At 67.7% G+C, this 25,459-nt stretch carries 26 protein-coding genes; 24 read left to right on the forward strand and 2 right to left on the reverse strand.

Annotated features, from left to right (window positions below; translation table 11 throughout):
• Positions 1–12 precede the first annotated feature (12 nt).
• Positions 13–441 carry a DUF883 family protein gene (locus tag AAHB16_RS20645; protein ID WP_150373149.1) on the forward strand — a complete coding sequence of 143 codons (429 nt, stop codon included), beginning with the start codon at positions 13–15 and terminating at the stop codon, positions 439–441.
• A 293-nt stretch (positions 442–734) separates the two neighbouring features.
• Here the strand turns inward: AAHB16_RS20645 and AAHB16_RS20650 are convergent, their stop codons facing one another.
• The gene (locus AAHB16_RS20650) at positions 735–1,049 is read right to left on the reverse strand and encodes a DUF1840 domain-containing protein (protein WP_150373148.1); all 315 of its coding nucleotides are present in this window, start codon (positions 1,047–1,049) and stop codon (positions 735–737) included.
• Between the two features lie 186 nt (positions 1,050–1,235).
• On the opposite strand from AAHB16_RS20650, the gene argS reads away from it, so the two are divergent.
• From argS to AAHB16_RS20675, 5 genes are all read left to right on the forward strand, one after another.
• Complete coding sequence (argS, locus tag AAHB16_RS20655; protein ID WP_150373146.1) at positions 1,236–3,041, forward strand: arginine--tRNA ligase; 1,806 nt, start codon at positions 1,236–1,238, stop codon at positions 3,039–3,041.
• A 26-nt stretch (positions 3,042–3,067) separates the two neighbouring features.
• Entirely contained in the window at positions 3,068–3,826 is a 759-nt protein-coding gene (locus tag AAHB16_RS20660) for an SPOR domain-containing protein (protein ID WP_150373145.1), read from the forward strand.
• 109 nt (positions 3,827–3,935) lie between these two features.
• Entirely contained in the window at positions 3,936–4,574 is a 639-nt protein-coding gene (locus tag AAHB16_RS20665) for a thiol:disulfide interchange protein DsbA/DsbL (RefSeq protein ID WP_342051862.1), read from the forward strand.
• A gap of 100 nt (positions 4,575–4,674) precedes the next feature.
• Positions 4,675–5,472, forward strand: a complete 798-nt coding sequence (locus AAHB16_RS20670) for an SDR family oxidoreductase (RefSeq protein WP_150373142.1) — start codon at positions 4,675–4,677, stop codon at positions 5,470–5,472.
• Positions 5,473–5,480: 8 nt separating this feature from the next.
• On the forward strand, positions 5,481–6,326 hold the full coding sequence (locus AAHB16_RS20675; protein ID WP_342051863.1) for a helical backbone metal receptor: 846 nt from the start codon (positions 5,481–5,483) through the stop codon (positions 6,324–6,326).
• A 6-nt stretch (positions 6,327–6,332) separates the two neighbouring features.
• Here AAHB16_RS20675 and AAHB16_RS20680 read toward each other — a convergent pair whose 3' ends face one another.
• Positions 6,333–7,409, reverse strand: coding sequence for an MBL fold metallo-hydrolase (locus AAHB16_RS20680; protein WP_342051864.1), 1,077 nt, complete (start codon positions 7,407–7,409; stop codon positions 6,333–6,335).
• A gap of 172 nt (positions 7,410–7,581) precedes the next feature.
• On the opposite strand from AAHB16_RS20680, the gene AAHB16_RS20685 reads away from it, so the two are divergent.
• The 18 genes from AAHB16_RS20685 to bioB all read left to right on the forward strand — a co-directional run bounded on the left by AAHB16_RS20685 (position 7,582) and on the right by bioB (position 25,409).
• On the forward strand, positions 7,582–7,995 hold the full coding sequence (locus AAHB16_RS20685; protein WP_150373136.1) for a MerR family transcriptional regulator: 414 nt from the start codon (positions 7,582–7,584) through the stop codon (positions 7,993–7,995).
• Between the two features lie 200 nt (positions 7,996–8,195).
• Positions 8,196–8,576, forward strand: coding sequence for a PaaI family thioesterase (locus tag AAHB16_RS20690; RefSeq protein WP_223851524.1), 381 nt, complete (start codon positions 8,196–8,198; stop codon positions 8,574–8,576).
• A 40-nt stretch (positions 8,577–8,616) separates the two neighbouring features.
• Positions 8,617–9,798, forward strand: coding sequence for an isovaleryl-CoA dehydrogenase (locus tag AAHB16_RS20695; protein ID WP_150373133.1), 1,182 nt, complete (start codon positions 8,617–8,619; stop codon positions 9,796–9,798).
• A 78-nt stretch (positions 9,799–9,876) separates the two neighbouring features.
• Positions 9,877–11,721 carry a bifunctional isocitrate dehydrogenase kinase/phosphatase gene (gene aceK / locus AAHB16_RS20700; protein WP_342051865.1) on the forward strand — a complete coding sequence of 615 codons (1,845 nt, stop codon included), beginning with the start codon at positions 9,877–9,879 and terminating at the stop codon, positions 11,719–11,721.
• Positions 11,718–12,389: a carbonate dehydratase gene (can, locus tag AAHB16_RS20705; protein WP_150373129.1), complete on the forward strand. Its 672-nt coding sequence runs from the start codon at positions 11,718–11,720 to the stop codon at positions 12,387–12,389. The genes aceK and can overlap by 4 nt, the downstream gene beginning before the upstream one ends.
• 31 nt (positions 12,390–12,420) lie before the next feature.
• Complete coding sequence (locus AAHB16_RS20710) at positions 12,421–13,602, forward strand: acetyl-CoA C-acetyltransferase (protein WP_150373127.1); 1,182 nt, start codon at positions 12,421–12,423, stop codon at positions 13,600–13,602.
• A gap of 4 nt (positions 13,603–13,606) precedes the next feature.
• Complete coding sequence (locus tag AAHB16_RS20715; RefSeq protein ID WP_150373125.1) at positions 13,607–14,287, forward strand: SDR family oxidoreductase; 681 nt, start codon at positions 13,607–13,609, stop codon at positions 14,285–14,287.
• Positions 14,288–14,323: 36 nt separating this feature from the next.
• Positions 14,324–15,454 (forward strand): acyl-CoA dehydrogenase family protein, encoded by a 1,131-nt coding sequence (locus AAHB16_RS20720; RefSeq protein WP_150373123.1) that lies wholly within the window; start codon positions 14,324–14,326, stop codon positions 15,452–15,454.
• 57 nt (positions 15,455–15,511) lie between these two features.
• A complete protein-coding gene (locus AAHB16_RS20725; RefSeq protein ID WP_150373122.1) occupies positions 15,512–16,165 on the forward strand; it encodes a 2-hydroxychromene-2-carboxylate isomerase in 654 nt (217 codons plus the stop codon).
• On the forward strand, positions 16,162–16,854 hold the full coding sequence (locus AAHB16_RS20730) for an HAD family hydrolase (RefSeq protein WP_342051866.1): 693 nt from the start codon (positions 16,162–16,164) through the stop codon (positions 16,852–16,854). Before AAHB16_RS20725 ends, AAHB16_RS20730 begins: the two co-directional genes overlap by 4 nt.
• On the forward strand, positions 16,851–17,276 hold the full coding sequence (locus AAHB16_RS20735) for a YchJ family metal-binding protein (protein ID WP_150373118.1): 426 nt from the start codon (positions 16,851–16,853) through the stop codon (positions 17,274–17,276). The genes AAHB16_RS20730 and AAHB16_RS20735 overlap by 4 nt, the downstream gene beginning before the upstream one ends.
• A 46-nt stretch (positions 17,277–17,322) precedes the next feature.
• Positions 17,323–18,930: a carboxyl transferase domain-containing protein gene (locus AAHB16_RS20740; RefSeq protein ID WP_150373116.1), complete on the forward strand. Its 1,608-nt coding sequence runs from the start codon at positions 17,323–17,325 to the stop codon at positions 18,928–18,930.
• Positions 18,931–18,985: 55 nt separating this feature from the next.
• Positions 18,986–19,813, forward strand: coding sequence for a dienelactone hydrolase family protein (locus AAHB16_RS20745; RefSeq protein WP_446718121.1), 828 nt, complete (start codon positions 18,986–18,988; stop codon positions 19,811–19,813).
• A gap of 25 nt (positions 19,814–19,838) precedes the next feature.
• Positions 19,839–20,627, forward strand: a complete 789-nt coding sequence (locus AAHB16_RS20750; protein ID WP_150373115.1) for an enoyl-CoA hydratase/isomerase family protein — start codon at positions 19,839–19,841, stop codon at positions 20,625–20,627.
• Positions 20,628–20,887: 260 nt separating this feature from the next.
• Positions 20,888–22,318 (forward strand): adenosylmethionine--8-amino-7-oxononanoate transaminase, encoded by a 1,431-nt coding sequence (gene bioA, locus AAHB16_RS20755; protein ID WP_342051867.1) that lies wholly within the window; start codon positions 20,888–20,890, stop codon positions 22,316–22,318.
• Positions 22,308–23,558 (forward strand): 8-amino-7-oxononanoate synthase, encoded by a 1,251-nt coding sequence (bioF, locus tag AAHB16_RS20760; protein ID WP_342051868.1) that lies wholly within the window; start codon positions 22,308–22,310, stop codon positions 23,556–23,558. Before bioA ends, bioF begins: the two co-directional genes overlap by 11 nt.
• Complete coding sequence (bioD, locus tag AAHB16_RS20765; RefSeq protein WP_342051869.1) at positions 23,555–24,328, forward strand: dethiobiotin synthase; 774 nt, start codon at positions 23,555–23,557, stop codon at positions 24,326–24,328. The genes bioF and bioD overlap by 4 nt, the downstream gene beginning before the upstream one ends.
• A gap of 37 nt (positions 24,329–24,365) precedes the next feature.
• Positions 24,366–25,409 carry a biotin synthase BioB gene (gene bioB / locus AAHB16_RS20770; RefSeq protein ID WP_150373107.1) on the forward strand — a complete coding sequence of 348 codons (1,044 nt, stop codon included), beginning with the start codon at positions 24,366–24,368 and terminating at the stop codon, positions 25,407–25,409.
• The last annotated feature ends 50 nt before the right edge of the window (positions 25,410–25,459 follow it).

A 25,459-nucleotide genomic window follows, 5' to 3' on the forward strand; every position in this document is an offset into this window, starting at 1 on the left:
AAGGAGTTGAACATGCTTACGCAGAATCCGAAGGTCCGGAAGGAAATGAATCACCTTGCCGACAGTGCGCAGAACACTGTCCGCCAGATCAAGCACTCGGCGCGCGACACGCGCGATGCCGCCCGCGATGCCGCGGCACCGGTGTCTGACGAAGTGCGCGCGCTGATCTCGCAGTTGCAGCAAACGATCGAGGTGCTCGCGCACGAAGGCTCGGCCGAAAGCATGCAGGCCGGCGAACGTCTGCGCGAACGCGCGCACAAGCTTGCCGACCGCGTGCGGGCGCAAACCTACGATGGCGTGCACTGGGCGCGCGATCACGTCGATGCGGCCGTGGACACCGGCCGGCAGCGCGTCGTGGAATCCCCGCTCAAGGCGGTGGGGATCGCGGCGCTGGCCGGTGCGTTCATCGGTCTGCTGCTCGCGGGTCGCCGTAGCGACTGACCCGCACCCGACTGACACGAAACCGATGGGCGGGTAACCGCCATCCCGATTTCCGTTTTACCCCTGCAGCACCCCCCCCTTTCCGGATATATCCCTGATCCGGCGGCCCGGCCACCTCCACGGTGCGTCCGGGCGCTTTTTTTGGGGCGTTGCGGGTTGGAAGAACGGCGGCGGGAAACTTACGGCGGGCTTTCAGTTCGGCGCGGAGGCGAGCGCCCGCGGCCGCCGCGCGCGGCCGGGAGCGAGGGGCGGCGGCCCGGCGGGCCGCGGTGGGAGGAGATGCCGGGCCGGGTTTACACGCCCCAGAGCACGTCGGCCCCTTCCTTCTGCGAGAGGCGCAGCATGTCGAGGAACGGATAGGCGCGCTGACCGAGGTGCAGCGGCTCTTCTTCGTGTTCGTCGTCCTCGGCAACGGACGAGTTCGCGGGGTGGGTCTTCTTCGCGTCCGATACCGCGGCTTCCAGCTTCTGGATGGCGCGCGGCAATTCTTCGGTCGTGATCACCCCACGCTCACCCAGGTGCTTGCCGATGATGCCAAGCAGCGTGATGGCGAGGTCCTTCATCATGATCAGGTCCTGCGCCGCGTGGGATTTGAAGGTGATCAGCATGATGTGTCCTTTCTTCGAGTCACGGAAACCATGGAGTCCCATGGTGTCCTTGAGGATGCACGCATAAGCAACCGCATGATGTCAGCATAGCACCTGATAAAATTCGGCGTTTATCCGAATTCATACATGTCGCGCGGCGCGCCGTTCACTTGACGATGCTGCCGCGGGACCCAGGGCCCGACCACCATGCTGCCTGTTCAGACCTCCATTCTTGCCGCCGCGTTCACGGATGCCGTGCGGTCGCTCGCCCCGGCCGATGCGGCCCTGCCCGCCGTCACGTTCGAACGGCCGAAGGTCGCCGCCCACGGCGACCTGGCCTGCAACGTGGCCATGCAGGTCGCGCGGGCGCTCAAGAGCAACCCCCGCGAACTGGCCCAGCGCATCGTCGCCGCCGTGGAGGCCGACCCGCGCGCCCAGGCGCTCGTGGAGAAGCTCGAGATCGCCGGCCCCGGCTTTATCAACCTGCGGCTGAACGCCGCGGCGCGCGCCGAGGTGCTGCGCGCCGTGCTGGCCGAGGGCGACCGTTTCGGCGCCAAGGCCGAGGGTGCCCACGGCCAGGTGCTGGTCGAATTCGTCTCCGCCAACCCGACCGGCCCGCTGCACGTGGGCCATGGCCGCCAGGCCGCGCTCGGCGACGCGCTGGCCAACCTGCTGGGCTGGCAGGGCTGGGCCGTGCACCGCGAGTTCTACTACAACGACGCGGGCGTGCAGATCCACACGCTGGCGACCTCGGTGCAGGCGCGCGCGCGCGGCCTCAAGCCCGGCGACGCCAACTGGCCCGAGTCCGCGTACAACGGCGACTACATCGCCGATATCGCGGCGGACTTCCTGGCGGGCAAGACCGTCAGCGCGTCCGACGGCGAGCCGGTGACGGCATCGGGCGACGTCGAGGATATCGAGTCGATCCGCAAGTTCGCGGTCACGTACCTGCGCAACGAACAGGACATCGACCTGCAGGCTTTCGGCGTCAAGTTCGACCGCTATTACCTCGAGTCGTCGCTCTATAGCGATGGCCGCGTCGAGGACGCGGTGCAGTCGCTCGTCGCGAAGGGCAAGACCTACGAGAGCGAGGGCGCGCTGTGGCTGCGCACCACCGACGACGGCGATGACAAGGATCGCGTGATGAAGAAGACGGACGGCACGTACACGTACTTCGTGCCTGACGTCGCGTATCACACGACCAAGTGGGAGCGCGGCTTCCACAAGGTCATCAACGTGCAGGGCAGCGACCACCACGGCACCATCGCCCGCGTGCGCGCCGGCCTGCAGGGGCTGGACATGGGGATTCCGCAGGGCTATCCCGACTACGTGCTGCACAAGATGGTCACCGTGATGAAGAACGGCGAGGAGGTGAAGATCTCCAAGCGCGCCGGCTCGTACGTGACCGTGCGCGACCTGATCGAATGGAGCAACGGCGGCGACCGCACCATCCGCGGCTGCCTGGAAGCCGGCGTGGCCGACTGGCCCGCGCTGTTCACGCGCGGCCGCGACGCGGTGCGCTTCTTCCTGCTGTCGCGCAAGGCGGATACCGAGTTCGTGTTCGACGTGGACCTCGCGCTGAAGCAGAACGACGAGAACCCGGTGTATTACGTGCAGTACGCCCATGCGCGCATCTGCTCGATCTTCGAGGCATGGGGCGGCGCGGACTGGGCGGCCCGCCTGCCCGAGCTGGCCGGCGCCGACCTGACCGCCGTGACCGCGGCCGACGTCAGCCCGCAGGCGCTCGCGCTGGGCCGCCGCCTGGCCGAGTTCCCGGACATGCTGGCCGCGGCCGCGGGCGAACTGGCACCGCACGCGGTGGCGTTCTACCTGCGCGACCTCGCGGGCGACTTCCACGCGTTCTACAACGCCGACCGCGTGCTCGTGGACGACGAGGCCGTCAAGCGCGCGCGCCTGGCCATGCTGGCCGCCACCCGGCAGGTCCTGCGCAACGGCCTGGCCGTGATCGGCGTTTCCGCGCCGCAACGGATGGAACGCGAACAGGCCCTATAATCGCGAGCATCACCGAAGAGGACTTCATGCAACAGAAAGCCAAGCGTGCCCAGGGCACCCGCCGTCGTGACAGTCAACATGGCGGTACGTTTCTGGGCCTCGTGCTCGGCCTGATCGTCGGCCTGGCCATCGCCGTTGTGGTCGCCCTGTACATCACCAAGTCGCCGGCGCCGTTCCAGCAGAAGAATGGCGGCACCGCGGCACCGCGCCCGAGCGAGCCCGGCAACGTCGCGAGCGCGCTGCCGCCGCCGACCCAGCCGCAGCAGCCCGCCCAGGGCGCCGACCAGTCGGACCCGAACAAGCCGCTGTGGAGCAAGACCCCGGCCAAGCCGGTGGGCCAGCCGCCCGAGGCCAATCCCGCGGCGCCGTCCGCCAATCCGGCCGCGCCGGCCGTGCCCGCACAGCCGCCGGTGGCCGTCACGCGTCCGCCGGAAGCGGGGACCAGCGGTGCCGCGTCGCGCCCGGTCACGCCGCCGCAGGCCGCCCGCCCGGCGGAAAAGCCCGTGGCCGACCCGATCGCCGAGATTGCCCAGGCGGACGCCAACAAGGTGGGCTACCTGCTCCAGGTGGGCGCGTTCCGCTCGCAGGACGACGCCGATCGCCAGAAGGCCAACCTGGCCATGCAGGGGTTCGAGGCCAAGGTGACGGACCGCGATGTCAACGGCGTGAAGATGTACCGCGTTCGACTGGGACCGTTCAACCGCATCGAGGACATGAACCGCGCGCGCGACCGGCTGCAGTCGGCCGGCTTCGAGGCGTCCGTGATTCGTTTCACCAAGCAGTAAGACCGGCCTTCCGGTTGAACCGGAAGCGGCCGGACTGGTCATAAGCAGGTTACCCAACCCCGTACCAACCGAACGTACCTACCGAGCGTACTCACGCAGAACCGCCGCCATGAAGACATTCGCCGCCTTGTTTGCCACGATCGCCGCCGTGAGCGGTCTGCTGATGACCGCGCCCGCCGCCCAGGCCGCGCCGACCGAAGGCAAGGATTACCAGGTCCTGAAGGCGCCGCAGCCCGTGCCGGCCGGCAAGATCGAAGTGACCGAGTTCTTCTGGTATGGCTGCCCGCACTGCTACGACTTCGAGCCCGAGCTCGAGGCATGGGTGCACAAGCAGGGCAAGGACGTCGTGTTCAAGCGCGTGCCCGTGGCCTTCCGCGAGGACCTGCTGGCCCACACCAAGATCTTCTACACGCTGGAAGCGCTGGGCAAGCTGGAAGCGCTGCACGGCAAGGTGTTCGACGCGATCCACAAGGATCGCAAGCGCATGCTGAGCACCGACGAGATCGCCGATTTCATGGCCAAGAACGGCATCGACCGCAAGCAGTGGGTCGATACCTTCAACTCGTTCTCGGTAACGACCAACGCCCAGCGCGCGAACAAGATCGCCGACGCCTACAAGATCGACGGCGTGCCGACGATCGTCGTGCAGGGCAAGTACGTGACGTCGCCGTCGATCGCGGGCACGAAGGGTGCCGCCATCCAGGCGATGGACTTCCTCGTGACCGGCGTGCGCGACAAGAAGCTCTGATCCGACGGCCTTCCCGCCACACTGCCATGACGGCCCGGCGCACCGAGAGGTGCCCCGGGCCGTCTTGTCTTGAGGCAGCTTCAACGCTTACAGTGAAACGATGCGACCTCTGAAAGTTTTTCTCACCGGGGCGTCCAGCGGCATCGGGCAGGCGCTGGCGCGCGAGTACGCGGCACAGGGCGCCGTGCTCGGGCTCGTCGGCCGCAACGAGGCGGCGCTGCGCGACTTCGCGGGGACGCTGCCGAATCCCAATGCGGTGCGCGTCTATGCGGCCGATGTGCGCGATGCCGGCGCGATGGCGCGCGCGGCCGAAGACTTTCTGGCGCACTTCGGCTGCCCCGACGTGGTGATCGCCAGCGCGGGGATTTCCATCGGCACGGTCGCGGAGGCGCGCGAAGACCTCGAGGTCGCCCGCGCCGTCATGGACACGAACTGGTACGGCACGCTCGCGACGTTCCAGCCGTTTCTGCCCGCGATGCAGGCGCGCGCGCCGGGACTTGGCGGCCTGCGCGGCACGCTGGTGGGCATTGCGAGCGTGGCGGGCGTACGCGGTCTCGCGGGCGGCGGGGCGTACAGCGCATCCAAGGCGGCCGTGGTGAAGCTGTGCGAGTCGCTGCGGCTCGAACAGAAACCGCATGCGATCCGCGTGGTGACGATCGCGCCCGGCTATATCCGCACGCCGATGACCGCGCATAACCCTTACCGCATGCCGTTCCTGATGGATGCCGACCGCTTCGCGCGGAAGGCCGTGCGCGTGATCGCCGCGGGCAAGCGCTACCGCGTGCTGCCGTGGCAGATGGGGGTGGTCGCGTCGGTGCTGCACGTCATGCCGCGCTGGCTCTATGACCGGTTGTTCGCCAACGCGCCGCGCAAGCCGAGGCAGGAAAACCCGAAGTGAGTGGGGAGATGAGTGACCAAGCGCATCGGACCGACGCACTCGGCCACGTGCATGCGGTGGCCGGCGCGGACGCGCGCATTGCATCGCTGGTGCCGTCGATCACCGAGTTGTTGTTCGCACTCGGGCTTGGCAATCAGGTCGTCGCGCGCACGGGATTCTGCGTCCATCCCGCGCCGGACGTGCGCGCGGTGCCGAAAGTGGGCGGGACCAAGGACGTGCAGCTGGACAAGCTGCGCGCGCTCGCGCCCACGCACGTCATCGTCAATATCGACGAGAACCGCCGGGACACGGTGGAGGCGATTCGCGCATTCGTGCCGCATGTGATCGTGACCCATCCGTGCGCACCCGAGGACAACGTGCCGTTGTATCGGCTGCTCGGCGCGATCTTCGGACGCGCGGCGCGGGCGGAGGCGCTCGTCGCCGCGCTGGAAGCCGGACTCGATGCGCTCGGGCAGGCGGCCTGGCCCGCGCGGCGCGTGCTCTACGCGATCTGGCAGGACCCATGGATGACGGTGTCGCGCGACACCTATATCAGCCGCATGCTCGCGCGCGTGAACTGGCAGACCTGGCCGGCGGCGACGCCGGAGGTCTGCGTCGATGGCGATTGCAGCCGTCCGAACGCGGCGGGCGAGCGCTATCCGACGTTCCGGTGGAGCGACGCGCTCGTGCGCGATCTCGATGCGGTGCTGCTCTCGACCGAGCCGTACCGCTTTACCGAGACGCATGCCGATGCGCTGGAACGGCAGCTGGGGCTGCCCGTGCTGCTCGTCGATGGCGAGATGCTGTCGTGGTACGGCAGCCGCGCGGTGGCCGGCGTGCGCTATCTGGCCGGCCTCGCGCGCGAAGGCTTCTAGCCCGGCCTACGGCGCGCGGAAGCGGAAGATGCCGTCGTCGCCAGCCTCGCGCACGAGCTGGCCGCGATGCCACAGCGCGTGGAGGTGCGCGAGCGCCTCGCCCATCGCGAACGTCAGCTGGTGGATATCGAACTGGCGGTGGAAGATGACGCCGACGATGTCGTGCGCATTGCACGGCTTCTCCGCGCAGGCGGCGAGCGTTTCCGCGAGGCGATCGACGTGGTGCTCGTGCAGTTGCCGCAGCCGCGTATGCAGATTGCGGAACGGCCGGCCGTGCGACGGCAGGATCAGCACATCCTCGGGCAGGCCTTCGTACTTGCGGAGCGAATCGAGGTAGAGCTGCAGCGGATTGGCCTCGGGCTCCATGTCGAACACGCTGACGTTGGTCGAAATGCGCGGCAGCACCATGTCGCCCGAGATCAGCACGTTGGTCGTGGCGTTGTAGAGCGCCACATGTTCCGGTGCGTGCCCGAAGCCCGTGATCACGCGCCATTCCGCGCGCGCGGCATCGTTCCCCAGCTTTACGGTGTCGCCATCCATGAGCCGCCGGTATTGCCCCGGCAGGTCGGGCACGAGCGACGGGTAGTAGCTCTTGCGCGCGCGCAGTTTCTCGAGCATTTCCGGATCGGTCAGCCCGTGGCGCTCGAAGTGGCTCGCCGCGAAGTCGCCGCCGGCGTTGGAGCCCGCGCCGGTGCCGCTGTTCATGACGCGCGCCGTCATGTAGTCGCCCAGGCTCATCCACAGCCGCACGTTCCAGCGCTTGCACAGCCAGTGTGCGAGGCCGACGTGGTCCGGATGGCAGTGCGTGACCAGCACGCGGAGCACAGGCAGGCCGTCGAGATGGTGCGCGAAGATCGTCTCCCAGTGCGCCTGGATCGCGTCGTTGGTGATGCCGCAATCGATGATGGTCCAGCCTTCCTGGCCATCGAGACGGTCCCGCACGAGCCACAGATTGATATGGTCGAGCGCGAACGGCAGCGGCATGCGCAGCCAGTAGATGCCGGGGGCCACTTCCTGCCGCGTGCCCGGCTCGGGCAGCGTGTCGCCAAAGGGATATTGGAGCTGGTGTTCGAGTGCGTTCATGGGAAGTCTCTGCGGGACGTTGTCAGACGATGCGGTTGACGCTAACGTTAACGTCAATCGGGGCGCCCGTGTGCCCATCTTAGTCGAAAACTTGACCATACAACGAACTTTCCCGCACGATCGTTCGCTTTTTTGCAGCATTCTTTTTTCGCAGCATTCTTCCTCATCGCTCATGCCGGCTCAGTCCTCTTCCGCCACTTATACGATTACCGACCTCGCGCGCGAGTTCGACGTGACGCCGCGCGCGATCCGGTTCTACGAGGATCAGGGCCTGCTGTCGCCCGAGCGCGAAGGGCCCGGCGGACGCAAGCGCGTCTACAACGGGCGCGAGCGCACGCGGCTCAAGCTCACGCTGCGCGGCAAGCGGCTGGGGCTCACGCTCAATGAAATCAAGGAGATCCTCGATCTCTACGAATCCCCGCGCGACACCGCGCCGCAGCTCGAGCGCTTTCTGCATGCCCTTGCGCAGCATCGGGAGACGCTTGAGCGCCAGATGGAGGACTTGCAGGCGCAGCTGGCCGAGATCGATGCGCACGAGCGGCAGTGCCGGACACTGCTCGCGGGGCGCCGGGAAAGCGCGGCATGAACCATCCGATACGCGTCTGCACTAGTTGACGTTTACGTAAACGTAAATAGAATATCCCCAGTCCGATCGGCCCCCAAGGAGCGTCCATGTCCGCCTCACCCGCTATCGATGGCCCGAACGATGCCTTGAACGGTGCCTCGCGCGCGGCGCTCGCGCCGGGCCGCGCCGACGCCATCGCGGCCAGCTTTGCGCGGCAGGGGATGATGCGGACGCTCGGCGCACGCATCGAGCGCGTCGTGCACGGCGAAGTGGAACTGTCGATGCCGTGGTCCGACGCGGTGACCCAGCAGCACGGGTTCTTCCACGGCGGCGCGATTGGCGCGCTGGCCGATACCGCGTGCGGCTACGCCGCGCTGTCGGTGGTCGGCGAAGGCGAGGCCGGGCTGACGGCCGAGTACAAGATCAACCTGCTGTCGCCCGCGCAGGGCGAACGGCTCGTGGCGGTGGCGCGGGTACTCAAGCCGGGCCGCACGCTCGTGGTCGCGCAGGGGGACGTATTTGCAGAGCAGGCGGGGCGCCGCAAGCAGGTGGCCACGATGCTGATGACGCTGTGCGTGGTCCGCACGCTGGACCACGTCTGACACCGATGGCAAGACAGAACGCAGAACACAGGAGACCGACATGACCGAGTTGCCAGGCCTGAGATTCGATCTCGGCGAGGATATCGAGATGCTGCGCCACGCCGTGCGCGACTGGGCGCAGGCCGAGCTGGCGCCGCGCGCGGCCGAGATCGACCGCACGGACCAGTTTCCGATGGACGCGTGGAAGAAGATGGGCGACCTCGGCGTACTCGGCATTACCGTGGCGGAGGAGTACGGCGGCGCCAATATGGGCTACCTCGCCCATATGATCGCGATGGAAGAGATCAGCCGCGCGTCGGCGTCGGTCGGCCTCTCCTACGGCGCGCATTCGAATCTCTGCGTGAACCAGATTCATCGTAACGGCACCCCGGCGCAGCGCGCGAAGTACCTGCCGAAGCTGGTCTCGGGCGAGTGGATCGGCGCGCTCGCGATGAGCGAGCCCAACGCGGGGTCGGACGTCGTCAGCATGAAGCTGCGCGCGGATCTGCGCGGCGACCGCTACGTGCTCAACGGCACCAAGATGTGGATCACCAACGGGCCGGACTGCGACGTGCTCGTGGTCTACGCGAAGACCGAGCCCGACCTCGGCGCGCGCGGGATGACGGCCTTTATCGTCGAGAAGGGCATGAAGGGCTTCTCGGTCGCGCAGAAGCTCGACAAGCTCGGCATGCGCGGCTCCCATACGGGCGAGCTCGTGTTCCAGGACGTCGAGGTGCCGGTGGAGAACGTGCTGGGCGCCGAGAATGGCGGCGCGAAGGTGCTGATGAGCGGGCTCGACTACGAGCGCGCGGTGCTGTCGGGCGGCCCGGTGGGCATCATGCAGGCCTGCATGGACGTGGTTACGCCGTATATCCACGACCGCAAGCAGTTCGGCCAGAGCATCGGCGAATTCCAGCTGATCCAGGGCAAGGTCGCGGACATGTACACGACGCTGCAGGCCGCGCGCAGCTACCTGTACACCGTGGGCAAGAACCTCGACGCGCTGGGGACCGGCCATGTGCGCCAGGTCCGCAAGGACTGCGCGGCCGTCATCCTGTACACGGCCGAGAAGGCGACGTGGATGGCGGGCGAGACGGTGCAGATTCTCGGCGGTAACGGTTACATCAACGAGTACCCCGCGGGCCGCCTGTGGCGCGATGCCAAGCTGTACGAGATTGGCGCGGGCACGTCCGAGATCCGCCGCATGCTGATTGGCCGGGAATTGTTCGCGGAAACGATGTAAATACGAAAGGCGAACTACAATTTCGCCTGCTGTCACCCACACGCCACGTTACGCCACGTCACGCCCGATCCGGTCGCCATGTCGCATTTTCCCAAGCTGCTCTCCTCGCAGATTGCCTACGACGTGGCGCGCACGATGCTGGACGGTTTCGACCGTCATTACCGGCTGTTCCGCGACGTGGCGAAGGATGCGAAGTCGCGCTTCGAGGCTGGCGACTGGCACGCGCTGCAGCGGCTGCAGCGCGACCGCATCGCGTTCTATCACGCGCGCGTCGGCGAGACGATTCGCGCGCTGGTCGACGAATACGATGCGGAGACGATCGGCGACGAGATCTGGCAGCAGGTCAAGCTGCACTATATCGGGCTGCTGACGCGCCACCATCAGCCCGAGCTCGCGGAGACGTTCTTCAATTCGGTCTGCACGCGCATCCTGCATCGTTCGTACTTCAACAACGATTTCATCTTCGTGCGGCCCGCGATCTCGACCGAGTACCTCGAGAACGAGGAATCGCCCGCGTTGTCCCCATTCCGGCCGACTTACCGTGCCTACTACCCAGGCTCCCGCGAGGGCATGGCGGCCTGCTTCGAACGCATCGTCCACAACTTCCAGCTCGACGTGCCGTTCGAGGACCTGCCGCGCGATATCGGCTACGTGCTGCGCGCCATCGAGGCGCACCATGGCGAGTTCCGCATCGCGCCGAATTTCCAGGTCCACACGCTGTCGTCGCTGTTCTTCCGCAACAAGTCGGCGTTTATCGTCGGGCGGATGGTCAACGGCGACCGCACGTATCCGCTCGTGATTCCGATCGTGCATGGCGCGTCGGGCCGGCTCGTGCTCGACACGGTGCTGCTGCGCACCTCGCAGATCCTGGTCCTGTTCTCGTTCGCGCACGCGTACTTCATGGTCGATATGGAGATACCGTCCGCGTATGTGACGTTCCTGCGCGACCTCATGCCGCGCAAGCCGCGCGGCGAGATCTATACCGCGCTGGGTTTGCACAAGCAGGGCAAGAACCTGTTCTACCGCGACTTCCTGCATCATCTGCAGCATTCGTCCGATCGCTTCGTCGTGGCGCCCGGCATTCGCGGGCTCGTGATGCTCGTGTTCACGCTGCCCTCGTATCCCTATGTCTTCAAGGTGATTCGCGATACCATCCCGGCGCCGAAGGACACCACGCGCGCGCTCGTCCGGAGCAAGTACCAGTTGGTCAAGCAGCACGACCGCGTGGGCCGCATGGCCGATACGCTCGAGTATTCGGACGTCGCGTTTCCGCGCTCGCGCTTCGATGAGGCACTGCTGCGCGAGCTGGAGCGCGAGGTGCCGTCGATGATCGAATACCGGCGGGCGCGCGATGGCGGCGACGAGGTGGTGCTGCGGCACGTCTATATCGAGCGCCGCATGACGCCGCTGAACCTGTGGCTGCAGGAAGGCGACGACGCGCAGGTGGACCACGGCATTGCCGAGTACGGCAATGCCGTGAAGGAACTGATGGCGGCCAACATCTTTCCGGGCGACATGCTGTACAAGAACTTCGGCGTCACGCGCCACGGGCGCGTGGTGTTCTACGACTACGACGAAGTGGAGTACCTGACCGACTGCAATTTCCGCCGCGTGCCCGCGCCGCGCAACGAGGAAGAGGAAATGTCGGGCGAGCCGTGGTATAGCGTAGGGCCGCGCGACGTGTTTCCCGAGACGTTCCGTACGTTCCTGCTTGGCGATACGCGCGTGCGCGACGCATTTCTGCGGCATCATCCAGATTTTTTCGACGCTGCCATGTGGCAGGGTTACAAGGACCGGCTTCTGGCCGGACACGTTTATGACTTTTTTGCCTACCAGACTCAAGAACGATTCAGCCAGCGCTTTGGCCCAGCCGAGCCTCGGCCTCAGCCCCATTCGCAACCGCGGCCAAGGAGAGTGGCATGAGTGACGCGATTGCCCAGCTGTTCCGCAACAACCGTGACTGGGTGGACCGCGTCAACGCGGAAGACCCGCAGTTCTTCACGCGTCTGGCCAACCAGCAGGCGCCCGAGTACCTGTGGATCGGCTGCTCCGATTCGCGCGTACCGGCCAACCAGATTCTCGGGCTGGCCCCGGGCGAGGTGTTCGTCCACCGCAATATCGCCAACGTCATCTCGCACAGCGACCTGAACGCGCTGTCGGTCATCCAGTTCGCGGTGGAAGTGCTGAAGGTGCGCCACATCACCGTGGTCGGCCACTACGGCTGCGGCGGCGTGAAGGTCGCGCTCAAGCGCGAGCGGATCGGGCTGGCCGACAACTGGCTGCGCCATGTGCGCGACGTGGCCGACAAGCACGATGCCTACCTCGGCACGCTGCTGCGCGAGGAAGACGCACATACGCGCCTCTGCGAGCTCAACGTGATCGAACAGGTCAACAACCTGTGCCAGACCACCGTGCTGCAGGATGCCTGGGCCCGCGGCCAGGCCGTGACCGTGCATGGCTGGGTCTACGGCGTATCCGATGGCCTGCTGCGCGACCTCGGCGTGGCGGCCAGCAACAACGACGAGCTGAACGAACAGATCTCGGCGGTCTATCGCCAGTACGGCGATCCCCCGCACGTAGCCGTTCCCTGATCGGCGGCATTGAGACAACAGGAGACACGACATGCAAGACCCAATCGTCATCGTATCGGCCGCGCGCACCCCGATGGGCGCGTTTCAGGGCGAACTGTCCGCGCTGACCGCGCCGCAGCTGGGCGCCGCCGCCATTCGCGCGGCGGTGGAGCGCGCGGGCATCAGGCCGGAGCAGGTGCAGGAAGTGGTGTTCGGCTGCGTGCTGCCGGCGGGCCAGGGCCAGGCGCCCGCGCGCCAGGCCGCGCTCGGCGCGGGACTGCCGCTCGACGTGGCCTGTACCACGGTGAACAAGATGTGCGGGTCCGGCATGCGTGCGGCCATGACGGTGTTCGACGGCCTGCTCGCGGGCGCGTTCGACATCGCCGTGGCCGGCGGCATGGAGAGCATGACCAATGCGCCGTACCTGATTCCGAAAGGCCGGGGCGGGTATCGCATCGGCCACGGCATGATCTACGACCACATGATGCTGGACGGCCTGGAAGATGCCTACGACAAGGGCCGCGCGATGGGCACGTTCGGCGAGGACTGCGCGGCCAAGTACGAATTCACGCGCGCGCAGCAGGACCAGTTCGCGATCGAGTCCGTGACGCGCGCCCAGCAGGCTGCCGCCAACGGCGACTTCAAGTGGGAGATCGCGCCCGTGACCGTGGCCGCGAAAGGCGGCGACGTCACGATCGACAGCGATGAAGGTCCGCGCCGCATCAAGACCGAGAAGATCCCGTCGCTGAAGCCCGCGTTCGCGAAGGACGGCACCATCACCGCGGCGTCGTCGTCCTCGATCAACGACGGCGCGGCCGCGCTCGTGATGATGCGCGAGTCCACCGCCAGGGCGCTGGGGCTGCAGCCGCTCGCGCGCATGCTCGGCCATACGTCGCACGCGCAGGCGCCGGGCTGGTTTACGACCGCGCCGGTGGAAGCGATCGCCAAGCTGTACCGCAAGCTCGACTGGACCACCGACAGCGTGGACCTGTTCGAGATCAACGAGGCATTCGCGGTGGTACCGATGGCCGCGATGCACGATCACCGCATTCCGCGCGAGAAGGTCAATATCCATGGCGGCGCGTGCGCGCTGGGCCATCCGATCGGCGCCTCGGGCGCGCGCATTCTCACGACGCTGATCGGCGCGCTGCGCAAGACCGGCGGCAAGCGCGGCGTGGCCTCGCTGTGCATCGGCGGCGGCGAAGCCACCGCGGTCGGCATCGAGATGGTCTGACGCCATGCCGACCGTACTCGTTGTGGGCGCCTCGCGCGGCATCGGCCTCGAATTCGTGCGGCAGTACCGCGGCGACGGCTGGCGCGTGATCGCCACCGCCAGGCGCGACGAAGACGTGGCCGCGCTGAAGGAACTCGGCGCCGAAGCGCACAAGCTCGACGTGACCGATCCCGGCGCGGTGGCGGGCCTCGGCTGGAAGCTCGATGGCGAATCGCTCGACGTGGCGATCTACAACGCCGGCGTGATGAGCCCGCGCACCCAGGGCGCGCAGCCGGTCACGCCGGAGGACTTCGATGCCGTGATGCATGTCAACGTGCTCGGCGCGATGATGGCACTGCCGATGGTGCTGCCGAGCGTGGAGACCGGGCACGGCGGCAAGGGCGGCGTGCTCGCCGTGCTGTCGTCGCGCATGGGCAGCATCGGCGGCATGGAGGCGAATAGCGCGTGGCTCTATCGCGTGAGCAAGGCCGCGCTCAATGCCGTGCTGCGCGCGTTGTCGATCGACGCCAGGCATGCGACCTGCCTCGCCTTTCATCCGGGCTGGGTACAGACCGACATGGGCGGCGGCAACGCCGACGTGACGCCGCACGACAGCGTCGCGGGCATGCGCCGGATGATCGCATCGGCCACGCGCAAGCATCACGGCAGCTTCCATAACTATGACGGCACCGCATTGCCATGGTGACGCCCGCGGGCGCATGGCAGGGGTAGGGGACACGACATGCTGCTGAGCACCGAACAGGAAATGATCCGCGACGCCGTGCGGCAGTTCGCGCAGGAGGTCATCGCGCCGCAAGCCGCGCAGTGGGATCGCGACAAGACGTTCCCGCACGCGGTGCACAAGGAACTGGCCGCGCTCGGCGCGTACGGCGTGGCCGTGCCCGAAAGCTATGGCGGCGCGGGACTCGACTATCTGTCGCTGGCGCTGATCCTCGAGGAGATCGCGGCCGGCGACGGCGGCACCTCGACGGTCATCAGCGTGAACAACTGCCCCGTGTGCAGCATGCTGATGGCGTTCGCGAACGAGGCGCAGAAACAGCAGTGGCTGGTCCCGCTCGCGCGCGGCGAGATGCTCGGCGCGTTCTGCCTGACGGAGCCGCATGTCGGTTCCGATGCGTCGGCGCTGCGCACGACGGCAACGCGCGATGGCGACCATTACGTGATCAATGGCGTCAAGCAGTTCATCACGAGCGGCAAGCACGCGGACGTGGCGATCGTGCTCGCGGTCACCGACAAGGCGGCGGGCAAGCGCGGCATCAGCGCGTTCGTGGTGCCGACCTCGACGCCCGGATACGTGGTCGCGCGGCTCGAGGACAAGCTGGGCCAGCATTCGTCGGATACCGCGCAGATCGTGTTCGAGGATTGCCGCGTGCCGGCGGCGAACCTGCTGGGCGAGGAGGGCGAAGGCTACCGCATGGCGCTCTCCGGCCTCGAGGGCGGGCGTATCGGCATCGCGTCGCAGAGCGTCGGCATGGCGCGCGCGGCGTTCGAGGCCGCGCTGGCCTACGCGAAGGAGCGCGAGAGCTTCGGCCAGCCGCTGTTCGCGCATCAGGCCGTGCAGTTCCGCCTGGCGGATATGGCCACGCGCATCGACGTGGCGCGGCAGATGGTCTGGCACGCGGCCGCGCTGCGCGATGCCGGCAGGCCCTGCCTCAAGGAAGCCGCGATGGCCAAATTGTTCGCCAGCGAGATGGCCGAGGGGGTATGCTCGGATGCCATCCAGGTGTTCGGCGGCTATGGCTACGTGAACGATTTCCCGGTGGAACGGATCTACCGGGATGTGCGCGTGTGCCAGATCTACGAGGGCACCAGCGATATCCAGAAGATTTTGATTGCGCGCGCGCTCGCGTGAGCGTCGCGCGGTGGTTTCTCTCTCATCGATGCACCTGACCCACGGAGCCCCCCAGCCATGACCGCACCGATCGATTTCTACTTCGACTTCTCCTCGCCTTACGGCTATTTCGCGAGCACCTGCATCGACGAGATCGCGCAGAAGTACGGGCGCTATGTCGCGTGGCATCCGATCCTGCTGGGCGCGGTGTTCAAGACCACGGGCTCGGCGCCGTTGACGAGCGTGCCGATCAAGGGCGAATACTGCTGGCGCGATTTCGAGCGCACGGCGCAGTACCACGGCATCGACTACAAGCGCCCCTCGCACTTTCCGCTGCCGACGCAGCATCCCGCGCGCGCGATGCTGTGGCTGCAGAATCATCATGGCGCCGATATCGCGACGGCGTTCGGCAAGGCCGTCTATCGCGCGCTGTTCGCCGAGGACGTGAACATCGCCGAGCCGGCCGAGATCGCGCGCATCGCCGAGTCGCTCGGCCTCGACGGGCAGGCCGTGAACGAAGGCGCCACCGGCTACCAGATCAAGGACCAGCTCAAGGCGGAGGTCGATGTGGCCATGGCCAAGGGCGTGTTCGGTTCGCCGTTCGTGATCGTCGATGGCGAGCCGTTCTGGGGCTTCGACCGCTTCGACCAGATCGAGGAACATCTCAAGAGCCGCCGCCAGACCGAGCTGCGCGCCGTTCCCGACATCAACAAGGAAAAGAAACCCGCATGACCGAAGGTATCAACGACAACCGGAAAGCCTCCCGTTTCGACTGCGTGATCTTCGATTGCGACGGCGTGCTCGTCGATAGCGAGCCGCTCGTGCATCGGCTGCTGAACCAGATGCTCAACGAGCTCGGCATCGCGATCACGCTCGAGGAATCGGTGCGCTGGTTCCTCGGCCGCACCGTGCGCGAGGAACTGCCCGAGATCGAACGCCGGCGCGGCGCGCCGCTGCCCGATAACTGGCTGTCGACCTGGCTCGCGCGCCGCAATGCGATGCTCGAGGCCGAGGTGGAGGCGATTCCGCACGTGCGCGATGCCATCACCGCGATTGCCGCCACGGGCATGGCAATCTGCGTGGCCTCGGGCGCGGACCGCGTCAAGGTCAAGCTGCAGCTGACGCGCACCGGTCTCGTGGAGCTGTTCCAGCAGGACGACCGCGAGCATATCTTTTCATCGACCGAAGTCGAGCGCAGCAAGCCCGCGCCCGACGTCTACCTGCTGGCGGCGCGCACGATGGGCGTCGATCCGTCGCGCTGCGCGGTCGTCGAGGACAGCCCGGCGGGCATCACCGCCGGCGTGGCCGCCGGCATGACCGTGTTCGGCTATGCCGCGCGCAACGACGCGGGCATGCTGCGCGAAGCCGGCGCCTCGACCACGTTCACGGACATGCGCGCGCTGCCGGAGCTGGTCGCATGACCACGCGCCAGAAGGCGTCCGGAGCGAACCCGTGCCCCTGCGGGCATGCGAGCTATGCCGGGTGCTGTGGCCGCTTCCATCGCGGCGAGGCATCGCCGCCGACGGCCGAGGCGCTGATGCGCTCGCGATATAGCGCCTACGTGCTGGGGCTGGCCGACTGGCTGCGCCAGACCTGGCACGCGAGCACATGCCCGCGCGACGTGTCGCCCGACGCGGACACGCGCTGGCTCGGCCTCACGGTCAAGGCGCACGCGCAGCAGGACGACACGCACGCGACGGTGGAGTTCGTCGCGCGCTACAAGATCGGCGGGCGCGCGTGGCGCCTGCACGAGCGCAGCCGGTTCGTGTTCGAGCCGCGCGAACCGGGCGAGGCCGCGCGGTGGCTGTACGTCGACGGCGACATGCTGGGCGAGGCCGCCTGAAGACCATATCGACAAGACGCAACGAGAGACGACAGGAAGACGACGCATGCCCACGCTGGAAACCAAACTCAACGCGCGTTCGGAAGCGTTCAAGGCGAACGCCGATGCCATGCAGGCGCTCGTGGCCGACCTGAAGACGAAAATCGCCGGGCTCGCGCAGGGCGGTGGCGAGGAAGCGCGCGCGAAGCACCTGTCGCGCGGCAAGCTGCTGCCGCGCGATCGCGTGCAGCAACTGCTCGATCCGGGCACGCCGTTCCTCGAGTTCTCGCAGCTGGCGGCGTACGGCATGTACGACGATGCGGCGCCGGGCGCCGGCATCATCACCGGCATCGGCCGCGTGGCCGGGCAGGAGTGCGTGATCGTCTGCAACGATGCGACGGTGAAGGGCGGCACTTATTACCCGATGACCGTCAAGAAGCACGTGCGCGCGCAGGAGATCGCCGAGCAGAACCATCTGCCGTGCATCTACCTCGTCGATTCGGGCGGCGCGAATCTGCCGAACCAGGACGACGTGTTTCCGGACCGCGACCACTTCGGCCGCATCTTCTACAACCAGGCGAACCTGTCGAAGCAGGGCATTCCGCAGATCGCCGTGGTGATGGGCTCCTGCACGGCGGGGGGCGCCTACGTGCCCGCGATGAGCGACGAGTCCATCATCGTGAAGAACCAGGGCACGATCTTCCTCGGCGGTCCGCCGCTCGTGAAGGCGGCCACCGGCGAAGAAGTCAGCGCGGAGGACCTCGGCGGCGCGGACGTGCATACGCGGCTCTCGGGCGTGGCCGACTACTTCGCGCAGAACGATGCCCATGCGCTCTCGCTCGCGCGCAATATCGTGCAGCATCTGAACCGCCGCAAGCCGGACCAGATCCGCCTGCACGAGCCCGTGCCGCCGCGCTATCCGGTGGACGAGCTGTATGGCGTGATCCCGACCGACACGCGCAAGCCGTACGACGTGCGCGAAGTCATCGCGCGCATCGTCGACGATTCCGAGTTCGACGAGTTCAAGGCGCGCTACGGCACCACGCTGGTCTGCGGGTTCGCGCGCATCTGGGGCTACCCCGTAGGCATCATCGCGAACAACGGCATCCTGTTCTCGGAATCCGCGCTCAAGGGCGCGCATTTCATCGAGCTGTGCTGCCAGCGCAAGATTCCGCTCGTGTTCCTGCAGAACATCACGGGCTTCATGGTCGGCCGCAAGTACGAGAACGAAGGCATCGCGCGCAACGGCGCGAAGATGGTGACCGCCGTGGCCACGGCGCAGGTGCCGAAGTTCACGGTGATCATCGGCGGCTCGTTCGGGGCTGGCAACTACGGCATGTGTGGGCGCGCGTATTCGCCGCGCTTCCTGTGGATGTGGCCGAACGCGCGCATCTCGGTCATGGGCGGCGAGCAGGCCGCGAGCGTGCTTGCCACCGTGCGGCGCGACGGCATCGAGGGCCGCGGCGGCCAGTGGAGCGCGGCCGACGAAGAGGCGTTCAAGCAGCCGATTCGCGACCAGTACGAGGTGCAGGGCCATCCGTACTATGCGAGCGCGCGGCTGTGGGACGACGGCGTGATCGATCCCGCGCAGACGCGCACGGTGCTCGGCCTCGGCCTGTCGGCAAGCCTCAACGCGCCGATCGACGACATGAAGTTTGGCGTTTTCCGGATGTAAGGATTCGATGTCTTTTGTGCGGCATGGGCTGGCGTGGCTGACGATGTGGGCGATGATGGTGCCGGGGATGGCTGCGTCCGCGCACGCACAATCCTCGCAGGCCGTATTGCCGCCGCGCGTGACCGAGCAGGTGGTGATGGTGCCGAAGGTCGGCACGCTGTTCACCGTGGAGCTGGAGACCACGATCTTCCGCCCCCCCGGCGACGGTCCGTTTCCGCTCGTCGTGATCAGCCATGGCAAGGCACCCGGCAAGCCCGCCTTCCAGGGCCGCGCGCGTTTCACCGCCCAGAGCGCCGAGTTCCTCAAGCGGGGCTACGTGGTCGCGCTGCCGATGCGGCAGGGCTTCTCGCGCTCGGGCGGCATGTATATCGGCGGCGGCTGCAATGTGCAGGCGAACGGCCTGATGCAGGCGGAGGACCTCGTCGCCGCGCTCGACTACATGACGCGGCAGTCGTACGTCGACGCCGAGCGCATCGTAATGATCGGCCAGTCGCACGGCGGCCTCTCGACGATGGCGTTCAATGCGATCGGCTATCCGGGCGTGCGCGGCGTGATCAACTTCGCGGGCGGCCTGCGCAACGAGAGCTGCGCCGGCTGGGAAGACAACCTCGTCGATGCGTTTGCCGACTATGGCCGCACCGCGCGCTATCCGTCGCTCTGGATCTACGGCAGCAACGACAGCTACTGGCCGTGGCCGTTGCCGGAGAAGATGTTCAACAGCTACAAGGCGACCGTGAGCGGCTCGGCCGCGGACGCCACGTTCGTCGACGTCGGCGAGTTCGAATTCGATTCGCACCGGCTGTTCAGCAGCCGCAATGGCATTCGCGTGTGGCTGCCGCCCGTGGAGGCGTTTCTGCGCCGCGTGGGCATGCCCGCCGAATGACGTCCTACTTTCATCTGGAGCCAGCATGAACTTCACCACGCTTGCCGTCACCGTCGCCTCGCACGTGGCCACGGTCACGCTGAACCGGCCCGATGTGCGCAATGCCTTCAACGAGACCGTGATCGCGGAACTCACCGGGGCCTTCCGCGCGCTCGGCGACACGCCCGATGTGCGCGCCATCGTGCTGGCCGGTAATGGCCCAGCCTTCTGCGCGGGCGCGGATCTGAACTGGATGAAGAAGATGGCCGGCTACTCGGACGACGAGAACCGCGCCGACGCGCTGACGCTCGCGCAGATGCTGCACACGATCTGGGCCTGCCCGAAGCCCGTGATCGCGCGCGTGCATGGCGATACCTACGCGGGCGGCGTCGGGCTCGTGGCGGCCTGCGACATCGTCGTGGCCGCGCAGCCGGTGCAGTTTTGCCTGTCGGAGGCGCGCCTCGGGCTCATGCCCGCGACGATCAGCCCGTACGTCATCCGCGCGATGGGCGAGCAGGCCTCCCGCCGCTACTTCATCACGGCCGAGCGCTTCGACGCGGCCGAAGCGCTGCGGCTCGGCTTCGTGCATGCCATGACGGCGCCGGATGCGCTCGACGCGAAGGTCGCGGAGATCGCGGCGGCGCTGGTGGCCAACAGCCCCAACGCCGTGCGCGAGAGCAAGCGGCTGGTGCAGGACGTTGCGGGCGCGCCGATCGACGACGGCCTGCTGGCGCTTACGGCCGACCGCATCGCGCAGATCCGTGCGTCGGACGAAGGGCGCGAGGGGGTGCGGTCATTTCTCGAAAAACGCACGCCGTCGTGGCGTCCCGCCTGAGGCGCGACATGAAGATTTGCGGCGATATCCGCACGTAATGCCGACAGGAGCGCGCCGTTGCGGTGGCGGAATGCCTGCGCCGCCCGCAACATCGCGCAACGTCCGGCAACATGCCGGCAACGCGTCGTCCGAATCCGGTTTGCCAAGACCCTGCTGACATCCCTACCATGAGGCTCCCCAATCCACCCGCCCATTCGACCCCGGCCAGCCCTGTCTGGCCCGGTGCGTTTGCGGGTGGCAAACGTAGTAGGAGGGTCCTCTTGGAACACCTGTCCCCCCCGGATTCGGCCGGACTTGCCGCCCGTAGCGCGCGTGCCGTGTGGCATCCGTGCACGCGTCTGCGGCCCGACGCCAATATCCCGCCGCTCGCCATCGCGCGCGGCGAAGGGCCGTGGCTCATCGATGCCGACGGCCAGCGTTATTTCGACGCCATCAGCTCGTGGTGGGTCAACCTGTTCGGCCATGCCAACCCGGCCATCAACGCCGCGCTCGTCGATCAGCTGCAGACGCTCGAGCACGTGATGCTGGCCGGCTGCACGCACGAGCCCGCCGTGGCGCTTGCGGAGCGGTTGTCCGCGCTGACCGGCGGCGCGCTCGGCCATGCGTTCTACGCATCCGACGGCGCATCGGCGGTGGAGATCGCGCTCAAGATGAGCTTCCACTACTGGCGCAATACGGGCCTTTCGGCCAAGCGCGAGTTCGTGTGCCTGCGCGACGGCTATCACGGCGAGACCGTGGGCGCGCTCGCGGTGACGGACCTCGAGGTGTTCCGCGACGCGTACGACGCGCTGACGCGGCGCGCGCACGTGGTGATGTCGCCCGATGCCCGGCAGGCCCGTCGCGGCGAGACGGCCGCCGACGTGGCCGCCCGCGCGCTGGCCGAGCTCGAGGCGCTGCTGCGCGAGCGCGCCGGCCAGATCGCGGCGCTGATCGTCGAGCCGCTCGTGCAGTGCGCGGCCGGCATGGCGATGTACGACCCGTCGTACCTCGAGGGCGCGCGCGCGCTGTGCGACCGCTATCGCGTGCATCTGATCGCGGACGAGATTGCGGTCGGCTGCGGCCGCACCGGTACGTTCTTCGCGTGGGAGCAGTCGCGGAGCGGCGCGCAGGCGAACGACGCCGCCGCCGAGGAGCGGCTGCCCGCGCGTGCGTGGCCCGATTTCCTGTGCCTGTCCAAGGGCATCAGCGGCGGCTACCTGCCGCTGTCGCTCGTGCTGTCGCGCCCCGAGATCCAGCGCGCGTTCGTTTCGGACGACCTCGCGCGCAGCTTTCTCCATTCGCATTCGTACACGGGCAACCCGCTCGCGTGCCGCGCGGCGCTGGCCACGCTCGACCTGTTCGAGCAGGACGACGTGCTGGCCCGCAACCGCGAGCGCGCGCAATGGCTGGCCGAAGCGTTTGCGCCGATGGCCGCCGACGCGCGCGTGCGCAACGTGCGCCAGCAGGGCATGATCTGGGCCGCCGATATCGACGCGGGCGCGGCGGGCAGCGACTTCGCGGTGCGCTTCCATCGCGCGGCGCTCGCGCGTGGCGTGCTGGTCCGCCCGATCGGCCATACGCTGTACGTGATGCCGCCGTACGTCTTCGATGCCGCGCAGGCGCGCTGGCTCGGCGAGCAACTGTTCGCGACGCTCGACGAGGTGACCGCGCAGGTCACCGAACCAGAACCGGAGGTACGCCGTGTTGCTTGATCATCTGAAACGCGCGGCTGCCGAACGCGAGGCGCAGGCCCTGACGCGCCGCCGCCGTATTGCCCATACCGCGTGCGCGCCGCACCAGTCGGTGGGCCCGCTGGACCAGCCTCCTGCCTCGCTGCTGACGTTCTGCAGCAACGACTACCTGGGCCTGGCCGATCACCCCGCGCTCGCCGATGCGCTGGCCGATGGCGCGCGCCGCTATGGCGCGGGCAGCGGTGCCTCGCATCTCGTGAGCGGACATTCGATCGCGCATGCGCAGCTCGAAGCGCGGCTGGCCGAATGGCTGGCGCCGTCCATTCCCAATGCGCGCGCGCTGTACTTCTGCACGGGCTACATGGCCAACCTCGCGGTGCTGACCGCGCTCGGCGCCGCCGGCGCGACGCTGTTCTGCGAATCGCTGAACCATGCGTCGCTGATCGACGGCGCGCGCCTCGCGAAGGCCGACGTCGTGCGCTACCCGCATGGCGACGTGGCCACGCTCGCGACGCAGCTGGCCGAGAGCCGGAGCGCGCTCAAGCTGATCGTCACCGACAGCGTGTTCAGCATGGATGGCGACATCGCGCCGCTGTCCGCGCTGCTTGCGCTGGCCGAGGCGCACGACGCGTGGCTGATCCTCGACGACGCGCACGGCTTTGGTGTGCTCGGCGAGCAGGGCCGCGGCGTGCTCGAGCATCTTGGCCTCGTGTCGGAGCGGCTGATCTACCTCGGCACGCTGGGCAAGGCCGCGGGCGTGGCGGGCGCATTCGTCGCCGCGCACGAACTGATCGTCGAGCATCTGATCAATACCGCGCGTCCATATATCTATACGACGGCCGCGCCGCCGGCCGTGGCGCACGCGCTGCTGACGAGCCTCGATCTGATCGAAGGCGACGAAGGCCACGCCCGCCGCGCGCATCTGGCGCGGCTGATCGCGCAACTGCGCGACGGGCTCGGCGCGCTGGCCGCGCAGGCGGGCTGGGAACTCGGCGACAGCGATACCGCGATCCAGCCGCTGATCGTGCGCGACAACGCGCTGTCGCTGGCGTTGTCCGTGGCGCTCGAGGCCGAAGGCATTCGCGTGGGCGCCATTCGTCCGCCGACCGTCGCGGCCGGTACCGCGCGCCTGCGCATCACGCTGTCGGCCTCGCATACGGAGGCCGATGTGCGCCGTCTGCTCGACGCACTCGCGCGCGCCGCTGCACAGGTTGCAGCCGGTGAGGGCTCGGCGCCGATCGACTGCAAGGAGGCCGCATGAGCGAGCACACCGGCGACCGCACGCTCGCACGCAATGCCGCATTGCGTCCCGAGCGCGTGGCGTGCTTCGTGACCGGTACCGACACCGGCGTCGGCAAGACGCATGCGAGCGCGACGCTGCTGCATGCGCTCCATCTCGGCGGCTACAGCACCACGGGCATGAAGCCCGTGGCGAGCGGTGGCGAATGGCTGGACGAGCGCTGGCAGAACGACGACGTTGAACAGCTGCGCGCGGCCGGCTCGATCATCGCGCCGCAGGAAGAGATGTGCCCGTTCCTGATGCGCATGCCCGTGTCGCCGCATCTGGCCGCCGCCATGGAAGGCGTGCGCATTACGCGCGAACCGATCCGCGATGCGTTCCACGCGTTGCAACGCCGTGCCGATGCCGTTGTCGTCGAAGGCGTCGGCGGGTTCCAGGTGCCGCTCGACGTGGGCGCCACGCGCTGGAACACGGCCGACCTCGCGGTCATGCTGGACCTGCCCGTCGTGATGGTGGTCGGCGTCCGCCTCGGCTGCCTGAGCCACGCGATGCTGACCGCCGAGTCGATTCGCGCGCGCGGGCTCCGGCTCGCGGGCTGGATCGCCAATCGCATCGATCCGGACATGCTGCTGCCCGACGAGAACATCGTCACGCTGGTCGATATGCTCGACACGCTCGACGTGCCCCTTCTCGGCCAGCTGCCGTGGCAGGTGGCGCCGGCCATCGCCGCCAGCCAGCTTGACCTCGGGCCGCTCTATGCGACCATCCGGGATATGGAACGCAGGGACTGAGCGTCCCCCCCACCGAATACAGAAAACCGAAACGATCATGACTCAAACGACCATCTCCGCCACCGTCTCCGCCACCATCTCGCCCGATAGCCTGCGCCAGACCGCCCGCAACATTGCCGCCGGTGCGCCCAAGGACACCGATGCCTGGCGCGTCGACGACGTGGCCGCGCTGTTCGCGCTGCCGTTCAACGACCTGCTGTTCCGCGCGCAACAGGTGCACCGCGAGCACTTCGACGCGAACACCGTGCAGTTGTCCACGCTGCTGTCCATCAAGACGGGCGGCTGCGAAGAGGATTGCGGCTACTGCCCGCAGAGCGCGCACCACGACGCCGGCGTGAAGGCCGAGAAGCTGATGGCGCTGGACGAGGTGCTGGAAGCCGCGCGCGCGGCCAAGGCCAATGGCGCCACGCGCTTCTGCATGGGCGCCGCCTGGCGCAGCCCGAAGGAGCGTCACCTCGAGCCCGTGATCGACATGGTGCGCGAGGTCAAGGCCATGGGCCTCGAGACCTGCGTCACGCTCGGCATGCTGAAGGCCGAGCAGGCGCAGCGCCTCAAGGATGCCGGTCTCGATTACTACAACCACAACCTCGACACGTCGCCCGAGTTCTACGGCAAGATCATCACCACGCGCACGTACCAGGATCGTCTCGACACGATCGGCCACGTGCGCGAGGCGGGTATCAACGTGTGCTGCGGCGGCATCGTCGGCATGGGCGAGTCGCGCGCCGCGCGCGCGGGCCTGATCGCGCAGCTCGCGAACATGGACCCGTACCCGGAGTCGGTGCCCATCAACAACCTCGTGCAGGTGGAAGGCACGCCGCTGGCCGGCACCGAGGCGCTGGACCCGTTCGAGTTCGTCCGCACGATCGCGGTGGCGCGCATCACGATGCCGCGCGCGATGGTGCGTCTGTCCGCCGGCCGCGAGGCGATGGACGAAGCGTTGCAGGCGCTGTGCTTCATGGCCGGCGCCAATTCGATTTTCTATGGCGAAAAGCTGCTGACCACCGGCAACCCGCAGGCCGACCGCGACCGCGCGCTGCTCGCGCGCCTCGACATTCGCGCGGAAGGCTACGCGGGGTAATACCCGACGGTGCAACGCAGACTGGCCGCCCCCGACCACAAGAAGGAGGA

It is taken from the genome of Cupriavidus sp. OTU4054 (assembly GCF_038440175.1).
Taxonomy (GTDB): domain Bacteria; phylum Pseudomonadota; class Gammaproteobacteria; order Burkholderiales; family Burkholderiaceae; genus Cupriavidus; species Cupriavidus pauculus_D.

Bases quoted from the DNA above. Each gene is read 5' to 3' on its own strand.
- AAHB16_RS20645 (WP_150373149.1), top strand. From the start codon at position 13: ATGCTTACGCAGAATCCGAAGGTCCGGAAGGAAATGAATCACCTTGCC.
- AAHB16_RS20650 (WP_150373148.1), bottom strand. From the start codon at position 1,049: ATGCTGATCACCTTCAAATCCCACGCGGCGCAGGACCTGATCATGATG.
- argS (WP_150373146.1), top strand. From the start codon at position 1,236: ATGCTGCCTGTTCAGACCTCCATTCTTGCCGCCGCGTTCACGGATGCC.
- AAHB16_RS20660 (WP_150373145.1), top strand. From the start codon at position 3,068: ATGCAACAGAAAGCCAAGCGTGCCCAGGGCACCCGCCGTCGTGACAGT.
- AAHB16_RS20665 (WP_342051862.1), top strand. From the start codon at position 3,936: ATGAAGACATTCGCCGCCTTGTTTGCCACGATCGCCGCCGTGAGCGGT.
- AAHB16_RS20670 (WP_150373142.1), top strand. From the start codon at position 4,675: ATGCGACCTCTGAAAGTTTTTCTCACCGGGGCGTCCAGCGGCATCGGG.
- AAHB16_RS20675 (WP_342051863.1), top strand. From the start codon at position 5,481: ATGAGTGACCAAGCGCATCGGACCGACGCACTCGGCCACGTGCATGCG.
- AAHB16_RS20680 (WP_342051864.1), bottom strand. From the start codon at position 7,409: ATGAACGCACTCGAACACCAGCTCCAATATCCCTTTGGCGACACGCTG.
- AAHB16_RS20685 (WP_150373136.1), top strand. From the start codon at position 7,582: ATGCCGGCTCAGTCCTCTTCCGCCACTTATACGATTACCGACCTCGCG.
- AAHB16_RS20690 (WP_223851524.1), top strand. From the start codon at position 8,196: ATGATGCGGACGCTCGGCGCACGCATCGAGCGCGTCGTGCACGGCGAA.
- AAHB16_RS20695 (WP_150373133.1), top strand. From the start codon at position 8,617: ATGACCGAGTTGCCAGGCCTGAGATTCGATCTCGGCGAGGATATCGAG.
- aceK (WP_342051865.1), top strand. From the start codon at position 9,877: ATGTCGCATTTTCCCAAGCTGCTCTCCTCGCAGATTGCCTACGACGTG.
- can (WP_150373129.1), top strand. From the start codon at position 11,718: ATGAGTGACGCGATTGCCCAGCTGTTCCGCAACAACCGTGACTGGGTG.
- AAHB16_RS20710 (WP_150373127.1), top strand. From the start codon at position 12,421: ATGCAAGACCCAATCGTCATCGTATCGGCCGCGCGCACCCCGATGGGC.
- AAHB16_RS20715 (WP_150373125.1), top strand. From the start codon at position 13,607: ATGCCGACCGTACTCGTTGTGGGCGCCTCGCGCGGCATCGGCCTCGAA.
- AAHB16_RS20720 (WP_150373123.1), top strand. From the start codon at position 14,324: ATGCTGCTGAGCACCGAACAGGAAATGATCCGCGACGCCGTGCGGCAG.
- AAHB16_RS20725 (WP_150373122.1), top strand. From the start codon at position 15,512: ATGACCGCACCGATCGATTTCTACTTCGACTTCTCCTCGCCTTACGGC.
- AAHB16_RS20730 (WP_342051866.1), top strand. From the start codon at position 16,162: ATGACCGAAGGTATCAACGACAACCGGAAAGCCTCCCGTTTCGACTGC.
- AAHB16_RS20735 (WP_150373118.1), top strand. From the start codon at position 16,851: ATGACCACGCGCCAGAAGGCGTCCGGAGCGAACCCGTGCCCCTGCGGG.
- AAHB16_RS20740 (WP_150373116.1), top strand. From the start codon at position 17,323: ATGCCCACGCTGGAAACCAAACTCAACGCGCGTTCGGAAGCGTTCAAG.
- AAHB16_RS20745 (WP_446718121.1), top strand. From the start codon at position 18,986: ATGGTGCCGGGGATGGCTGCGTCCGCGCACGCACAATCCTCGCAGGCC.
- AAHB16_RS20750 (WP_150373115.1), top strand. From the start codon at position 19,839: ATGAACTTCACCACGCTTGCCGTCACCGTCGCCTCGCACGTGGCCACG.
- bioD (WP_342051869.1), top strand. From the start codon at position 23,555: ATGAGCGAGCACACCGGCGACCGCACGCTCGCACGCAATGCCGCATTG.
- bioB (WP_150373107.1), top strand. From the start codon at position 24,366: ATGACTCAAACGACCATCTCCGCCACCGTCTCCGCCACCATCTCGCCC.